The organism is Bacillus gaemokensis (assembly GCF_001590835.1).
GTDB classification, from domain to species: Bacteria; Bacillota; Bacilli; order Bacillales; family Bacillaceae_G; genus Bacillus_A; species Bacillus_A gaemokensis.
Window position 1 is genome coordinate 126,953 of the sequence record NZ_LTAQ01000045.1, and the last position, 15,533, is coordinate 142,485.

General features: G+C 37.9%; 16 protein-coding genes. 7 read left to right on the forward strand and 9 right to left on the reverse strand.

The window, feature by feature from the left end; all coding sequences use genetic code 11:
* Window positions 1–4 precede the first annotated feature (4 nt).
* The gene (locus AZF08_RS22015) at window positions 5–904 is read right to left on the reverse strand and encodes a fumarylacetoacetate hydrolase family protein (RefSeq protein ID WP_033673864.1); all 900 of its coding nucleotides are present in this window, start codon (window positions 902–904) and stop codon (window positions 5–7) included.
* Between the two features lie 244 nt (window positions 905–1,148).
* On the opposite strand from AZF08_RS22015, the gene AZF08_RS22020 reads away from it, so the two are divergent.
* From AZF08_RS22020 to gerPF, 7 genes are all read left to right on the forward strand, one after another.
* Window positions 1,149–1,328 (forward strand): aspartyl-phosphate phosphatase Spo0E family protein, encoded by a 180-nt coding sequence (locus AZF08_RS22020; RefSeq protein WP_033673865.1) that lies wholly within the window; start codon window positions 1,149–1,151, stop codon window positions 1,326–1,328.
* Window positions 1,329–1,510: 182 nt separating this feature from the next.
* The gene (locus AZF08_RS22025; protein WP_033673866.1) at window positions 1,511–1,732 is read left to right on the forward strand and encodes a spore germination protein; all 222 of its coding nucleotides are present in this window, start codon (window positions 1,511–1,513) and stop codon (window positions 1,730–1,732) included.
* 23 nt (window positions 1,733–1,755) lie between these two features.
* On the forward strand, window positions 1,756–1,959 hold the full coding sequence (locus AZF08_RS22030; RefSeq protein WP_033673867.1) for a spore germination protein GerPB: 204 nt from the start codon (window positions 1,756–1,758) through the stop codon (window positions 1,957–1,959).
* A 68-nt stretch (window positions 1,960–2,027) separates the two neighbouring features.
* Window positions 2,028–2,642 (forward strand): spore germination protein GerPC, encoded by a 615-nt coding sequence (gene gerPC / locus AZF08_RS22035; RefSeq protein WP_033673868.1) that lies wholly within the window; start codon window positions 2,028–2,030, stop codon window positions 2,640–2,642.
* A 6-nt stretch (window positions 2,643–2,648) separates the two neighbouring features.
* On the forward strand, window positions 2,649–2,843 hold the full coding sequence (locus AZF08_RS22040) for a hypothetical protein (protein ID WP_033673869.1): 195 nt from the start codon (window positions 2,649–2,651) through the stop codon (window positions 2,841–2,843).
* A 14-nt stretch (window positions 2,844–2,857) separates the two neighbouring features.
* Window positions 2,858–3,235 carry a spore germination protein GerPE gene (locus AZF08_RS22045; protein ID WP_033673870.1) on the forward strand — a complete coding sequence of 126 codons (378 nt, stop codon included), beginning with the start codon at window positions 2,858–2,860 and terminating at the stop codon, window positions 3,233–3,235.
* A 51-nt stretch (window positions 3,236–3,286) separates the two neighbouring features.
* Window positions 3,287–3,502 (forward strand): spore germination protein GerPF, encoded by a 216-nt coding sequence (gene gerPF / locus AZF08_RS22050; RefSeq protein ID WP_033673871.1) that lies wholly within the window; start codon window positions 3,287–3,289, stop codon window positions 3,500–3,502.
* A gap of 85 nt (window positions 3,503–3,587) precedes the next feature.
* Here the strand turns inward: gerPF and AZF08_RS22055 are convergent, their stop codons facing one another.
* From AZF08_RS22055 to aceA, 8 genes are all read right to left on the reverse strand, one after another.
* Window positions 3,588–3,881 (reverse strand): RNA polymerase alpha subunit C-terminal domain-containing protein, encoded by a 294-nt coding sequence (locus tag AZF08_RS22055; RefSeq protein ID WP_033673872.1) that lies wholly within the window; start codon window positions 3,879–3,881, stop codon window positions 3,588–3,590.
* A gap of 77 nt (window positions 3,882–3,958) precedes the next feature.
* Window positions 3,959–7,681, reverse strand: a complete 3,723-nt coding sequence (addA, locus tag AZF08_RS22060) for a helicase-exonuclease AddAB subunit AddA (RefSeq protein WP_033673873.1) — start codon at window positions 7,679–7,681, stop codon at window positions 3,959–3,961.
* Complete coding sequence (gene addB, locus AZF08_RS22065; RefSeq protein WP_033673874.1) at window positions 7,678–11,193, reverse strand: helicase-exonuclease AddAB subunit AddB; 3,516 nt, start codon at window positions 11,191–11,193, stop codon at window positions 7,678–7,680. The genes addA and addB overlap by 4 nt, the downstream gene beginning before the upstream one ends.
* Before the next feature lie 121 nt (window positions 11,194–11,314).
* Window positions 11,315–11,881, reverse strand: a complete 567-nt coding sequence (gene lepB / locus AZF08_RS22070; protein ID WP_033673875.1) for a signal peptidase I — start codon at window positions 11,879–11,881, stop codon at window positions 11,315–11,317.
* A gap of 57 nt (window positions 11,882–11,938) precedes the next feature.
* Window positions 11,939–12,532: a TVP38/TMEM64 family protein gene (locus AZF08_RS22075; protein WP_033673876.1), complete on the reverse strand. Its 594-nt coding sequence runs from the start codon at window positions 12,530–12,532 to the stop codon at window positions 11,939–11,941.
* Between the two features lie 267 nt (window positions 12,533–12,799).
* Window positions 12,800–13,387: a competence protein ComK gene (locus AZF08_RS22080; RefSeq protein ID WP_033673877.1), complete on the reverse strand. Its 588-nt coding sequence runs from the start codon at window positions 13,385–13,387 to the stop codon at window positions 12,800–12,802.
* Between the two features lie 356 nt (window positions 13,388–13,743).
* Window positions 13,744–13,947: an RNA chaperone/antiterminator CspA gene (gene cspA / locus AZF08_RS22085; protein WP_033673878.1), complete on the reverse strand. Its 204-nt coding sequence runs from the start codon at window positions 13,945–13,947 to the stop codon at window positions 13,744–13,746.
* 286 nt (window positions 13,948–14,233) lie between these two features.
* The gene (gene aceA / locus AZF08_RS22090; RefSeq protein ID WP_082246030.1) at window positions 14,234–15,511 is read right to left on the reverse strand and encodes an isocitrate lyase; all 1,278 of its coding nucleotides are present in this window, start codon (window positions 15,509–15,511) and stop codon (window positions 14,234–14,236) included.
* Between the last annotated feature and the right edge of the window lie 22 nt (window positions 15,512–15,533).

Here is a 15,533-nt window from a genome sequence, read left to right on the forward strand (position 1 = left end):
ACTACTATTTGACTGTATTTCGAAGCGTTCCAATATGTTCTACCGTTACCATCACTTCATCACCAGCATGGAGAAACTTTGGCGGTATAAACCCTTTTCCAACTCCAGCTGGTGTTCCAGTTGCAATAATATCCCCAGGCTCTAACGTCATCCCTTTACTTACGATAGAAATAATATCTTCTATAGAAAACATCATATTTGCAGTATTTGAAGTTTGTCGTACTTCTCCATTCACCATTGTCTCAACATTCAATTTATTAGGTGTTTCGATAGACGCTTTGTGTACTAAGTACGGGCCCATTGGACAAAATGTGTCGAAACTTTTTCCTAAGAAAAATTGTTTATGCTTTCTTTGAATATCCCGAGCAGTTATATCATTTATAATCGTATAACCAAAAACGTGGTCAATCGCCTTATCTTTTGTGATTTGTTTCCCACGTCTTCCAATCACAATTGCTAGTTCCCCTTCATAATCTAATTCATTCGTTGCATGCGGATGACTGTTAATTTTCTCTCCATCCCCAACAACCGTTGTTGGCGCTTTTGTGAAAATCATAATATCTTTCGGAACGGATTCCTCCCCGCCCATTTCTATCGCGTGGTCACGGTAATTTTTTCCGACACAAAGAATGTTCTTTCTTGGCCTTGGAATCGGCGCCAATATTTTGACTTCTGTTAATGAATAATACGCTGTTGTTTCATTCTCTTTTGCCCATTTTACAATTTCAGTTACTTTTTCAATAAAGGCATTTCCTTGCTCGATACATTCTAGCATTGTAATAGGAATTGTAATCTTTTCACCTTTTTGCCGCTGTGCTTCTCTTACATGCAGTACCGTTTGCTCATATTCATTTACAACACCAACAAACACTTTTTCCTCTCTCTTTACCGTAACAAACCGCATTCTTTCCACTCTCCATCCTAAAACTCATACAATGTAATTGTATTCGCATTGCCTGGCAAAAAACCTGCTAGCACACTTTAATTTTTACAATATTCTTTTCTTTGTGCATTTGTTCCGATTTCATTTCGGAATAAAATGTAGAATTTTTACTTTTTTTATCGAATGCATTTCTTTTTTATGGAATTTTTGTATAATATGTACTACGCATATACTTAAAATTTATTATAGAGATGGAGCCGATTCTATGTTTGAGCAAGCGATTGAAAAAAAACGTGAAAAAATGATATATTTTGCTGAACGCTATGGAATAACCTCTCAAAAAACAGTAAGTTGCAGCCAAGAACTGGACAGGCTCTTAAATGTTGTTTGGCTTATGAAAGTTGACTTTATCCCTCCCCATACTATAGACGAACACACACAATAAAGTGTGTGTCTTTTATTGAAAAAAGACACATTTTAGTAAAAACACCCATACAATAAGTAATAGAAGAATCATCTATATTCCTAAGCCCTACTGATAGGAGTTTCACGTTTACCCAACATATATTTTGATTTTTTATCGTTAATAAAAATTCAAAAAAACTTTATTCATGAAAGGTGTTTGCTATGCCAGCAATGGTTGGACATATCCATATCGTTAATATTGGATCAAGTGGTATTTTTCATATTGGAGATGTGTTTGCAATTAGACCGATTAGCTATTCACGTGCGTTTGCAGGAGCTGGTTCTTTTAACGTTGGTGAAAATGTTTCTGTATATAATTATCAAAATTCAACAACTGTTAATGATTCAGATGTAATTGATCAAGCGATAGTCGGTTCTACCTAAAAGGTCAAGGAGGCGATTAGAAAGTGAACTTTTATGTAAATCAAAGTATTATAATTAACAAAATAGAAATAGGAAGCATTACAACCTCTTCTGTTTTTCAAATTGGAACAGCAGGAAGTATTAAAGCACTCTCTAGATTTTCAAATACCGGTGGATTTACAGAACCCCTTCGTCCTCTTGCCGCAAAAGGACAAATTATTTCTATTAAACCAATGAGTTCTTCTTAGGTCATATTTATCATAAACATATATAGCAGCAGTACACACCCTCCCTATCGAAAAGGAGGTTTCACACATTGAATCAAGATATATATACTTACTTATACCAATTCCAACAAGTTCTTCAAAAACAACAAGAGACAATCCATATTTTAGAAGAACAAGTACGTACGTTAACCGAAGAGCTTGCTAAACTAAAAAGCCGTCCCTCCTCTTCCATAGGAAAAGTCGAGTATAAATTTGATCAACTAAAAGTAGAAAACCTAAATGGAACTTTAAATATCGGCTTAAATCCATTTGCAAAAAAAGGACAACAGATTGAAGATTTCGAAGTAGATACAGAAACGTTAAAAGTAAATCCAGAGACACAAACAAATCCCGATTTTTATCAAGGCATTATTCAAGAAATGCACTGTTATTTAGACGAGGAAGCTTATAACCGAATTCTTCATTTCGAAAGAGCAGAGCGAACACCACTTGATGATATGTATCGGCAAATGATGATTGATGACATAAAAAAGCAAATGGAACATCGACTTCCTTATTATTTGTCACAAGTACAACCATACGAAGACATTACATCCGATCCACAATATTTGCACGATGTAATTATTCAAGCAATGAAACAAGATATCGATAAAGCATTCCTTTCTTTTATCCAGCACATACCAAACAACTTCCGAAAGGAGTAAGTACGTATGAATGTGAGCGTTGTAAATCGTGAACTAAAAGTTGGACAGATTAAAATGAACGGGGTCTCTTCATCGGCACTATTTTTAATTGGTGATGCTAATCTTCTCATTCTCTCCTCTATCCTAGATACACCTTTTGAATCTGTTACCGAAGGTCCATTTGTACCACTCGTAACCGATGTGCCCGTTACCCCGGGTTAAAAAGGAGATGCCGTATGCTGCGTCATATCTCAGTTGTAAACAAAACTTCAATTATTTCTATGGGAATTAGTGGCGTATTTCAAATTGGTGATGCTAATCAAATGGAGCTAAAAAGCAGGGCGCTTGCTGTCCATCGAGAAATACCTTTTTATTTAAATGATGAGGGACGACTAGATGCTTTTGAAATCTTTACAGACGAATACATCACAATTCCGACCCGGTCAACAAATGTGAAACTAAATATTATTAATGAATGTCCCTTTATTGAAGTGAATGATGTTACCTTGCGCACTCTATTAAATTCAGGTTGCTTTCAGATTGGATCAGTTGATTACGCCTTTAATAATTCACGTATTATGCAAATTCGCCAATATATTGATGAACCTTCCTAAAAATAAATCATATAGTAATGATAAAGAAGACGAATAAAGTAGGTGAGTATCATGCCCTCTGTCGTTGGGAATCTTGTCGTTCAAAATAGTAACGGCTCTTTTAACTTAGGAGACTTTTATAACGTATCTCCAAAAGAAAATACGAAAGCCTATAATGGATCGGGCTCATCAAACGTTGGTTTTGTTGTCAGTACATTCAATGGTGTCAGTGCAACGAATACATTTGATTCCGATGTAGCAGATCAAGATCAAATCGGAACAGCTTAAAAAAAGTAGGAGAAATGTTCTCCTACTTTTTTCGTTCTTTTGATTTTTTTGTTCGTGCTTCAATAAATGTAATCATTCTTATTATTTAATCTTTGAATGATAACCCACTTTCCTTCAGAGCAGTTCTAAGTTTAGGTAAAGATGCTGGCCCCATACCGTGCAGCTGTAAAATCTCTTTCTCACTATATTCTGAGAGCTGCTGCAAAGACGTTATTTCATTGTGTTCCAATGCTCTTCTTGCTGGTGCCGAGAGAAGTGAAAGAAATCCACTTTCTGGTTTTCTTTCTTTCTCACAGATTGGGCAAGAAGGGCAATCGCTACTTTTATAGTACCCGTGACCATTGTCGCAAGTTCTTAAACTTTTTTTGGGAGCTATCATTTTACATAGCTCCTTTCTAACGTTACATCTTTCCTCTTTTTCACATTTATACTTTGATGTATGTTTCACTCACTTTTTTAATCAACATTTACTATGTGATTTCCATCAAAGAAATATAAGCACTTTTCTTTCACTGGATGGTGTAAGCTTTTCTCCAAGGCTTTCGCATATAATGTAAGCTGTACTTTGTAACGATCTTCTAACATAGCTCTCGCTTGATCATATCCACCTGGAAAACGCCCTTCAATTGTATCTGTTTTGAAATCAATTAATACAATCCCATCTTCCTCTTCTATCATGCAATCAATAACCCCTTGGACAAGTACAGATTCTTCGCTCTTATCTTGCCAATCTTGATACGCCTCTTCCGCTGAAAGCATCATCGTAAAAGGAACTTCCCGTTCTACACTTTTCGCAGCTAACACCCTTTTACCAAGATCAGTTTCAAAAAAGCCTACAATCCGTTCAATCGCAATCTCTTCTGCTTGTTCAAATGTTAATAATTCTTTATTTACCATTTCCGCAATCTGTTCTCGGATTATTTCTATTGTAATCGGCTTCTTCAAATTCACATGTTGCATAACCGCATGGACAGCAGTTCCACGTTCAGCATACGTTAATCCTTTTTTCTCCATAAAACGCGGACGTGTCTTGATCGGCGCACGGAGTTTCTTAATAAAAGTATGATCGCTGCCTTCTTCAGATTGATAATTACGCTTAATCTCTGTGACAGACTGCTTAGCACGATGCGCTGTTGCCTCTTCATATGCATATTCCCACGTTAAGCGATTATAAACTTCTTCTCTTCGTTCACTTTCCAAAGGAACAGGTTTTTTCTCACGAAGCGCCTCAAGTAGTTCTTGTTTTTCTTCTTGCACCGGCTCTGGTGCTACTAAAGTTCCACCATCAACGAATGCTACACTCCAGCTCGCATCGTATTCATAAATTTCATTTGGAATGGTACCTTGTCCAAGATCAAGAAGCAATTCACTATCACGATGTCTATATAGCGATGGCGCAATCCAGTCTAAATAACAAGATGCCCCGGCCCGAACATAATCTGGCAACAACCAATCTGTATGCTCCCGTGCATCCATCCACTTTTCCATTTCTTTCTCTTTATCTTTTACGGTACCAATTAAAATCAATTTTTCTTTTGCACGCGTTAAAGCAACATATAATACCCGCATCTCTTCCGCAATTAGTTCCATTTTCATCTTACGCTTAATAGCCAATTGCGATAACGTCGTATACTTAATTCGTTTACGCGGATCAATAAATTGAGAACCAAAACCAAAGTCTTTATGTAGCAAGAAACGTTTCATTAAATCCTGCGTATTAAAACGGCGTCCTAATCCTGCTACAAATACAACTGGGAACTCTAAACCTTTACTTTTATGAATCGTCATAATTCGAACAACATCTTCTTGTTCACCGAGTGCCCTCGCTGTCCCCATATCATCGCCGCGCTCTAAAATACGTTCAATAAAACGTAGAAAACGGAATAACCCGCGGAAAGATGTCGCCTCATACTGTCTTGCTCGATCATATAGTACGCGTAGATTCGCTTGCCTTTGCTTTCCAGCCGGAAGACCACCAACAAAATCATAATAGCCTGTCTCACGATATACTTTCCAAATTAAATCTGAAAGCGACTGTTGGCGTGCAAACTCACGCCATCCTTGTAAAAGATTATAGAACCATTGTAGTTTCCCATGTAATTCTACTTCTTCTTCAAGCGGTGCTCCTTGTATGAATGAACGCATCACTTCATAAAACGAACCTTTCTTTTCATGAGCACGTAGCATCGCAAGTTCTTCATCATTTAATCCAAGGATTGGAGAACGAAGCACTGCTGCAAGCGGAATATCTTGCATCGGATTGTCAATGACCCGAAAGACATTCATCATAATGTTCACTTCTGTTGCTTCAAAATAACCTGTCGCAAGTTCAGCATAAACAGGAATACCTTGCAGTTTTAACTCTTCCATAATTTGCGGAGCCCATGGCATCGAGCGAAGTAAAATAACAAAGTCACGGTATTTTACAGGGCGCATGCTATCGTTTTTCCGATCATATACTTCATATCCTGAATCGACCATCGCTTTAATACGTTGCGCGATTAGACGAGCCTCAAGTTGTGCTTTTTCTACTTCCGCGCCCTCTTCACCATCTAACACCTCTTCGTCAGATTGATGAATACATAATAGTTCAGCTGCTACATCTTCACCTGCTGGATAACTTGCACCTAACTTTAATTCAGCGTCTGCATCATAATCAATCTCTCCGACAGCTTCGCCCATAATTTGTTTGAAAATAAAGTTTGTACCCGCTAACACTTCATGACGACTACGGAAGTTTTTCGCTAAGTCAATTTTCATACCACCATCTATGCCTTCAGGCGTAAAACGTTTATACTTCCCTAAAAATAAACCTGGCTCTGCTAAACGGAAACGATATATCGACTGCTTTACATCCCCAACCATAAATAAATTACCCTCTTGTTCGGAGTCTTTCGTCACAAATTTAATAATGGATTCCTGAACAAAGTTCGTATCTTGATATTCATCAACAAGAACCTCAGCAAATTTATTACGATATTGAAGAGCCACTGGTGAAGGGCGCATTTCTCCGCCTTCAGTATGCTCACTTAAAATTTGCAAGCAAAAATGTTCTAAGTCTGTGAAATCAACCATTCCTTTATCACGCTTTATCGTTTGAAAGCGCTCAGTAAATACTTTTACAAGCTGAACGAGCTTTTCTAGAACAGGATGCATTTCCTTAAAATCACGTAAAAAGCTTTCTGGCTTACGGCTAAATAGCTCTTCTTGTAGTTTCTTCACTTCATCTTTTGCTTTGTTTCTAAGTGAATCTACTTGCTTTACGATTTCTTCATTATAATCACTTTTCTTAATACGCTTTAACGTTTGCCACGATACATTTTGCATTGCTTCATATACACTTGTCCAAGACTGATGAGCTCCTGTGGATAATGTTCCGAGTAATGCAAGATCTGCTTGTAATGTCAGAGCGCGTGGCGCTGGGCCATCAGGAAGCATCGCAAGCTCAATTGCTTTTCGAATATGTTCTTCTGCTGTTTCAATTTGAAACTTCACATCTTCTAATAAATAAGAAGCATACACCAAATCTTCAATTGTCTTGCCTTCGACATCGTATGCCTCTACTAGCTTATCAAGCCATCTCTCTGGATCCGGATGCGCCCTCGACTCAGTATGAAGCGCTAAAATCATACGTTGTAAATCATCATCACTGCGATCACTCGTATATCGATCAACCAGTTCAAAGAAAATATGATTTTCTTCGATGCCATATTCCTCTTCTAATATGTCATCCAATACTTCTTCTTTTAATAATTCATTTTCCGTCTGGTTCGCAATGCGAAAGCGTGGGTCTACATCAAGCATATAATAATATGTTCGAATTACTTGCAAACAGAACGAATGAATCGTTGAAATCGAAGCTTTATTTAGTAAGCTAAGTTGTTTACGTATATGCTGTGACCCTGGCTCATCAATTAATACTTTTTCTAACGCTTCACCAATCCTATTTTTCATCTCTTGCGCCGCTGCATTCGTAAACGTTACAACAAGCAAACGATCCACATCTACAGGATTTTCAGCATTAATAATTTTACGAATAATTCTTTCTACAAGTACAGCTGTCTTTCCCGATCCCGCTGCCGCTGCTACTAAAATGTCACGACCATCTCCGACAACTGCCTTCCATTGATTATCTGTCCATTGACTACCCTCTGGCTTCGCTGGCCAATTCTCTATCATTCGCCGCCAACCTCCTCTCGCATCTTCTCCATTGCTTCACTATCTTTCATATCTTTTAATGTACGGAACTGATTGTCTTCAAGCGATTCATCAAACTGACAAACAGAGCGGAAATTACAGAACGTACAGGCAGCCTTGTTACCCATTTTATAAGGTGCAATATCAATGACACCTTCTGTAATGTCTTTACCAATGTTTTCAAATGTATGATGTACATATTCCTGTAAGACTGTAAACTCTTGCTCACTCGCAATACTAGAGCGCGCACTAAAACTACCATCTTTCTTCAAGCCAGCAGAAATAATATCAGAACTTCCTGATGAAAGCTTATTATCCATCAAGCGGACAATATCTGCATCCCCAAGCACAAGTCCCCTCATTTTAAATTTCTTTAAGATTTCTTTTTCAATCTCTGCTTCTGAAGCATCACCTTTCATCTCGACAATCGGATTATGAATGTGGAAATACAGAACTCCAGCAGGTGATGCCGTTCCATCTTTCTTCATCCACGTATTCGCATTTGAAATGACAACATCTAAATACGTTAACATTTGCAGCGCTAATCCATAATACACTTCCGTTAAATCTAATGCTTTGGCACTTGATTTATAATCGATAATACGGAGGAACGTGCCGCTCTCATCTTCCGCTTTATCAACCCTGTCAATTCGGCCAACGACTTCCATCTTCACACCATTTGGCAATGCAAATTCCATTGGAGGAAGCGATCCTGCACCACCCATACCAAATGGAACTTCTAAATCAACTGGTACAAATCCACTAGACTTCGCATGCTCACGAAGAATCAATGATGTCCGGAAAATAATTTGTTGTAACTTTTGTTTTAAATAAAAGTGGCGATTCGAGCTTAATAAAATTTGTCGTTGCAGCAATGGTGCAATTTCTTCTATAACTACAGCAGAAAGATGCTCACACTCTTTTATAGATAAATCAGCCCAAGTTCGATTTTCACGCAATAATTTATCTGCAATTTTCTTTAATGCGGCATGGAATAATTCCCCGATATCTGGTGCATCTAATTTAAAAATATCACGCTCTCTTAGTGATAATCCGTGCTGGGCAAAATGAGCATAAGCACAACGATTAAACAGCTCCATACGAGAAACGCTGCCTTTAATTTTATCTCCGTATAACTCTCTACTTACAACTGGACTCAATTTCTGTGCACGGTTTCGATAAAACAAACTAGATAACACGCGACTACTTTTTTGCTTCCAATCATCCGAAGTCACATAGAAGTTATATACATCCCACCAAAAGTCTAAATTCCCTTCAAAACCGTATCGTTTCCAGTTTTGCAATTGCTGCGTCACATACGACAGCGTAACCTCTGGCGTTGCTACATAGGAAATTTGTGCTGAACGTGACAAATCGTTTACATCGTTTGTTATAAATACTTCTTTCATATCTGGAAACATTCTTTTTATCTTCTTAATAAAGCTAGATGTAAGTAATGTCTTCCCTTCCTCATCTGCGAGCGGACAAGAAATATATAATCTCTCAGATGCACGTGTCACTGTTTGATAAATAACAAATTGTTCTTCGAGCAAAGTCTGCCTTGTTGTCGGTGCCAGTTCAACACCGGCCGTAGAGAGAACTTCTCGTTCTTCATCAGATAACATTCCTTCATCTAAAGGAGCTGCTGGAATAACACCTTCATTTGCTCCAATTACAAATGCCGCACGAACATTTGATAGCCTCGAACGATCGATATTTGCAATTAGCACTTGATCTAAAGATGGTGGAATATTAGCAAACTGAAGTGCCTCAAGTCCAGTTGTCATCACATCGATAAACATCGAAAGAGACATCTTTTCCTCACCAAGCATCTCTACAAATGTATCAAGAAGACCCATTACCTCTTCCCATACTTGGTCATGGTCACTAGCAAACAGGAAATCTCCTCCTGCTTCAGCACGCAGACGTAAATCTTCTAATTTCTTTGGAACATCCAATTCTTCTAAAAATAAATACACCGCTTCGCACATTTGCATTACCGATCCAGCACGCTTTAAACGCTTTTGCAAACGAATAATTGGCGTCCTCACTACGTCACGAAGGCGATTTATTTTCTCTTCCATTTCACGCTCACTATCCGTTACCGTTCCATTCACTCCATCTAACGAACGATAGCGACGATATGTCCACGGTTCATCCGCAGTCCATCTTTTTCCTTGCACACCGTATGCTAAACAGTAATTTTCAAACTCATCCATTTCTTCACGCATTGCTTCTTTTCTTACATCTAACGGATACAAAAGTTCCGTTTTAATGCTACGAAAAATAGCATCATAACGCCAATTCCCGCTAATTACTTCGAATGCAGAACGAATGCATTCAATTAATGGATGATGCGACATTGGGCGCTTCTCATCAATAAAGTGTGGAATGTCATAATCCGTAAATAAAGTTCTCATTACATCATAATAACTTTCTCCATTACGGAGAAGAACCGCAATATCTCGGTAGCGATAGCCCTCTTCTGCAATAAGTCTACGAATTTCACGAGCCACTCCTTCGACTTCCGCACGTAAGTTAGCCGCTGTATATAATGTAATACTCGCTTCACCTGAAAACTTATCATATAGGCGCGATTCATATTGGGCTTCTAAGTGTGCCAATGCTGGTGAAAGAAAGCGGGGCTGTTCTCTCATTGAAATCGTATTCTCAATCGTGACTTTCTCTTCACGTGCTAATTGTTTCACTTTTTCATACGTAAGCACCGTTTGATAGAACAAATCTAATTCACTCACCGGCTGCGCTAATATTTGTTCATCTACCGTTAATGTAATGGTTACCCTTGCCCCGCATCTCATAATTTGCCTAATAATCTCTAATTCTCCGGGTGAAAACGAATGAAATCCATCTATATAAATTTCCGCACCATTAACATAATCAGATTGCGGAAGCTTCTCTACAAGCAACTGTAAATAATCTTCTGAATCTAAATATTTTCCAATTAAAGCTCGTTCAAAATCATCATATAAGAGCTGCAAATCGTACATTTTATTTGCTAATAATTTTTGCTCAGCACCGCTGCTATGAGCATCTAACTGTTGCCACATCTCATATACATTCGATGGTGTTACATTGTAACGCTTAAACTCCGTAATCATGCTGCCAAGATGTTCGAAAAAACCATTCTGCTCTGCTGCTTTTTGAAACACATATAAACCTTCTTTACGTGATTCCACAATTTTGCGCAGTAACATATGCACCCCCGCTTCATCAATATGAAGACGGCTTGCACCACCAACTTCTTGCAGCACTTTCCATGCTAACCTTGAAAAACTGAACACTTGCGCCCGAATGGAACCTCTTACATCCTCACTACCTATTAACGCCTGCTGCGTTTGGAATGTCATTTGCTCTGGCACAAGGTATAAAATCGTTTCGCCTCTTGGACGCTGCTTTAATTCTTCTTGTACTTCGCGTAAACAAAGTGTACTTTTTCCACTTCCAGCTCTACCAATCACAAATCGAAGCGACATATAATCCCCCACCTTTCACTTACATAACGAACGTTAGTTTGCTGTCATTATTGTATTATAGGACAAGAAAAAAGACAAACAGAGGCTGCTTGTCTTTATCTTTCATGCACCGTAAATTATTTCATTCGCCTTTTGAAAAGTTTGTTTGCACTTCATTAATTGGCCAATATCGTAAATCTACTTTTCCAACAACAGTATCCGCTTTCACAAAACCAAAATGTCTGCTATCCCAGCTCCCTAGACGATTATCACCAATCACAAAAATATGCCCTGTCGGAACAACCTTTTCTCTCGTTAGTTCTTCTAATGTAAAATCGCCTGTTAGCTGCCGTCCCTCTGCTTGCCTCTTATACGTTTCCAAATAAGGCTCATCAATAAATTGACCATTTATATACAGTTTATCTTGCTTATATTCAATATGATCACCTGGTAAACCAATAACCCGCTTTACATAGTCTTCTTTTTTATTTGCATGAAACACAACAACATCAAATCGGTTCAATTCCCCGACTTGATAACTAACTTTATTCACAACAAGCATGTTTCCATCTTGCAGTGTCGGCATCATTGACTTCCCCTCTACAACATACGTTGAGAAGAAAAACGTTCGAAAAAAAACAGCTAATAGCACACCTATAAAGATTGTTCGCATCCACTCTAAACTTTCTTTTTTCAACGCTCGCTTCATCTGCTTCTCCCCTCACCCTTTTCTATAATGACGTTGTAATCACAGCGAAGACTAGTCTCAATGCAGTTCTAACTTTACCTCAATCTTCTTACCGATATACCATAAAAGAAAAATAACACCTATGACAATAACTGTTTTCACAGGCTTATGGATAAAAGAGGTCAAATCATGTCCGATATAACTTAAAATAAAAATCATTACTAGTTTTCCAAGCACTAGCGCTAATCCAAACTGCCTTATACTAATACGTGATAAACCAGCTACAACATTAATAAGTGCAGACGGCGTAAACGGAAAACAAAATAATACAAAAATAGGCGCGAACCCTCTTCTTTCAATCCATCCCATTGCACTTCGCACTTTCGGATGTTTATTTACAAAAGAAAAAAATCGACTCCGTCCAAAACGACGAATAACTAAAAATACAATGAACGCACCTAAAACCGATCCGAGCCATGAATACAGAAAGCCCAGCCATAAACCGAATGCAACTGCATTCGCCATCACAAACAAAATAAGTGGCAATGCTGGGATAAGTGCTTCTATCATTGGTAAACCAATACCAAGAAGCGGCCCAAATGCTCTGTAACTCTCGACAAGCCGATCCATATTTTCTGCTGAGAAGTACTCTTTGATTGTTTGAAAATCCATTCTACAATTTACCCCTTTGCTATATTACTATCCCTACTTTATCACTGCTTATCGTACAGAGGAAATGGTAGATACGACATATGGAGATGTATTTATTAATGTTCCATACTTTTATGTAGAAATCCTCCATTATTATTGTATGATAATCTATCATTATTTGACAGGATATTACATATTGAAAAATAAAAAAAGGATGGTTGCCCATCCTTTCTGTTTATCTCACTTCTTGATAAGAAACAAAACTTTACTACATCAATTCGCATCTTATCAATCATTATTTTCATCTTCTTTTACAACATAAGCCTTTTCATATGCAGGCTTCAATTTAGATTCATCTTTCTTATCAATTTCTTTAAATCGAAGGCTCCCCTGCTTATCTTTACGATCTTCATACTCTGTCCGTAGTTTTGCAGTACGATTTTGTTGATTTTCAAAACTGCTTTTAGACATTTCTAGTTTTACTCCCAAGCCATTAATGAATCGAATCATAAGGTTACCATCTGCTAGTTCTTTATTGTTTGCAATGTGAAAATGAGACAACCATGCGCATTCCTTTCTAGAATACGAATACGTAGGAAAGAAATAAAGCTGATCTGTCGGGCTAATCGCAATGGGTGCTTTGTGTGTAATACGTGTCAATTCTTTCGTACCTTCTTTTCTCCCTAAAAAACTAGATCCATGCTTACGGCAACTTTGCTCTACAATATCGAGAGGCTTTTGAAACATGAAAAAAGAGTCTTCTACTTCAACCACTCGCGTTACAATTGTTTTTTCACCTAAAATAATTGGAAGTAAGGCCATAGTTTTCTTGTTTACGACATAGTTTTCGACATAGCGTTCTACTGTGTCACCCATCTTATACTCGCTCCTTCATTATTTTAATTCGTACTAGCAGCTGCATGGATAATTGTACCATTTTCAAATTAAAATAGTTTATATTTTCAAATATTTTACAATCACTTATAAAACTTTAACATCTACTTACATCTATTCATGAAAATATCCATATAAACCTTCTATTTCTCTCAATCCAAACCAACATATTCTTATAGATAAAAGAGAAATTTTCTTTTTTGAAACATTTGTAACATAATGAGATTCTCTGTAAACTACATTCTTTCTTCTATACTGCAAGCAAACTATTTTTAGTTTTTTAGCACACAAAAAAAGGATGGCATAAGCCATCCTTTTTTCCATCACATACTATAAAATTATAGTTTGATAACGTTTTTAGCTTGAGGTCCACGGTTGCCATCTTCGATTTCGAAGCTAACTTTTTGACCTTCTTCTAAAGATTTGAAACCTTCAGTTTCGATTGCTGAGAAATGTACGAATACATCGTTTCCGCCTGGAACTTCGATGAAACCGAAACCTTTTTCGTTGTTAAACCATTTTACTTGTCCTGTTACTGCCATAATTATTTCCTCCTAAAGAAAACACAATTTTTTTTAGTTTTCATACATAAAAAAAGAATCCACACATTATCAAATACGAAACATAAAACAGTTCTCACATACTTTTTCTCGTTCGTTTTCAGCACTTGATAATATATGGATTGCTTGATTTAATTATTCAACTAGGATCATCATAACACACTTAAAATAGAATGTACAATATTTTTCGAAAGTATTTATCTGTAAATTTTTACAACTAGTTGAAAAAATGCAAGCAGATGTCCTCTAAGGACACCTGCTCCTACATTTATTTCGTAAATTGCGCTTCTTCCGTTGAACCTTTCAACGCTGTTGTCGAAGAAGTTCCACCTGTAATCACTTGTGCTACTTCGTCAAAGTAGCCTGTTCCGACTTCACGCTGATGACGCGTTGCAGAGTATCCATGTTGTTCTGCCGCAAATTCTGCTTGTTGTAATTCAGAATAAGCTGCCATACCACGTTCTTTATAGCCACGTGCTAATTCAAACATACCGTAGTTTAGCGCATGGAATCCTGCCAATGTTACAAATTGGAATTTGTAACCGTATGATGCAATTTCTTTTTGGAAATTTGCAATCGTCTTTTCATCTAATTTTTGTTTCCAGTTAAAGGACGGTGAACAGTTATATGCTAGTAATTTCCCTGGGTATTTCTCATGAATTGCTTCCGCGAAACGCTTCGCATCTTCTAAATTTGGTTCAGATGTTTCACACCAGACAAGGTCTGCATACGGTGCGTACGCTAATCCGCGTGCAATCGCTTGATCGAGGCCTGCTTTTGTACGGTAGAAACCTTCCGGTGTTCTTTCGCCCGTAATAAACTCTTGGTCAACTGGATCAATATCACTCGTAATTAAATCCGCCGCATCTGCATCTGTTCTTGCCACAATGATTGTTGGCACGCCCATTACATCCGCAGCTAGACGAGCAGAAATCAAATTACGTACCGCCGTTTGCGTTGGTAGTAGTACTTTTCCACCTAAATGTCCGCATTTTTTCTCTGAAGATAATTGATCCTCAAAATGTACACCTGATGCTCCCGCTTCAATCATACCTTTCATTAATTCAAATACATTTAATTGCCCGCCAAATCCCGCTTCAGCGTCCGCAACAATTGGTACGAAATAGTCCGTATCGCCACTGCCTTCCATATGCTGAATTTGATCTGCACGTTGCAGCGTTTGATTAATACGTTTTACAACAGCTGGCACACTGTTCGCTGGGTATAAACTTTGGTCCGGATACATGTGTCCGGATAGATTGGCATCAGCAGCCACTTGCCACCCGCTTAAATAGATTGCTTTTAACCCTGCTTTCACTTGCTGCATCGCTTGATTTCCTGTTAACGCCCCAAGCGCATTAATATAATCTTCCGTATGAAGTGATGCCCAAAGTTTCTCTGCCCCGCGTCGCGCTAGCGTATGTTCAATATCAATAGATCCACGAAGACGAATCACATCTTCAGCTGAATAAGGACGTGTTACTCCGTTCCAACGTTCATCTAACTCCCAGCTTTCTTGTAATTGCTGTGCTCTTTCATTTTTCATTTCTTCCATCCCCTTTTCTTTT

Coding starts and splice junctions, on each gene's coding strand:
- AZF08_RS22055 (WP_033673872.1), bottom strand. CDS start 3,881: ATGATAGCTCCCAAAAAAAGTTTAAGAACTTGCGACAATGGTCACGGG.
- gerPF (WP_033673871.1), top strand. CDS start 3,287: ATGCCCTCTGTCGTTGGGAATCTTGTCGTTCAAAATAGTAACGGCTCT.
- AZF08_RS22020 (WP_033673865.1), top strand. CDS start 1,149: ATGTTTGAGCAAGCGATTGAAAAAAAACGTGAAAAAATGATATATTTT.
- addA (WP_033673873.1), bottom strand. CDS start 7,681: ATGATAGAGAATTGGCCAGCGAAGCCAGAGGGTAGTCAATGGACAGAT.
- aceA (WP_082246030.1), bottom strand. CDS start 15,511: ATGAAAAATGAAAGAGCACAGCAATTACAAGAAAGCTGGGAGTTAGAT.
- lepB (WP_033673875.1), bottom strand. CDS start 11,881: ATGAAGCGAGCGTTGAAAAAAGAAAGTTTAGAGTGGATGCGAACAATC.
- AZF08_RS22015 (WP_033673864.1), bottom strand. CDS start 904: ATGCGGTTTGTTACGGTAAAGAGAGAGGAAAAAGTGTTTGTTGGTGTT.
- AZF08_RS22040 (WP_033673869.1), top strand. CDS start 2,649: ATGAATGTGAGCGTTGTAAATCGTGAACTAAAAGTTGGACAGATTAAA.
- AZF08_RS22080 (WP_033673877.1), bottom strand. CDS start 13,387: ATGGGTGACACAGTAGAACGCTATGTCGAAAACTATGTCGTAAACAAG.
- AZF08_RS22025 (WP_033673866.1), top strand. CDS start 1,511: ATGCCAGCAATGGTTGGACATATCCATATCGTTAATATTGGATCAAGT.
- addB (WP_033673874.1), bottom strand. CDS start 11,193: ATGTCGCTTCGATTTGTGATTGGTAGAGCTGGAAGTGGAAAAAGTACA.
- AZF08_RS22045 (WP_033673870.1), top strand. CDS start 2,858: ATGCTGCGTCATATCTCAGTTGTAAACAAAACTTCAATTATTTCTATG.
- cspA (WP_033673878.1), bottom strand. CDS start 13,947: ATGGCAGTAACAGGACAAGTAAAATGGTTTAACAACGAAAAAGGTTTC.
- AZF08_RS22075 (WP_033673876.1), bottom strand. CDS start 12,532: ATGGATTTTCAAACAATCAAAGAGTACTTCTCAGCAGAAAATATGGAT.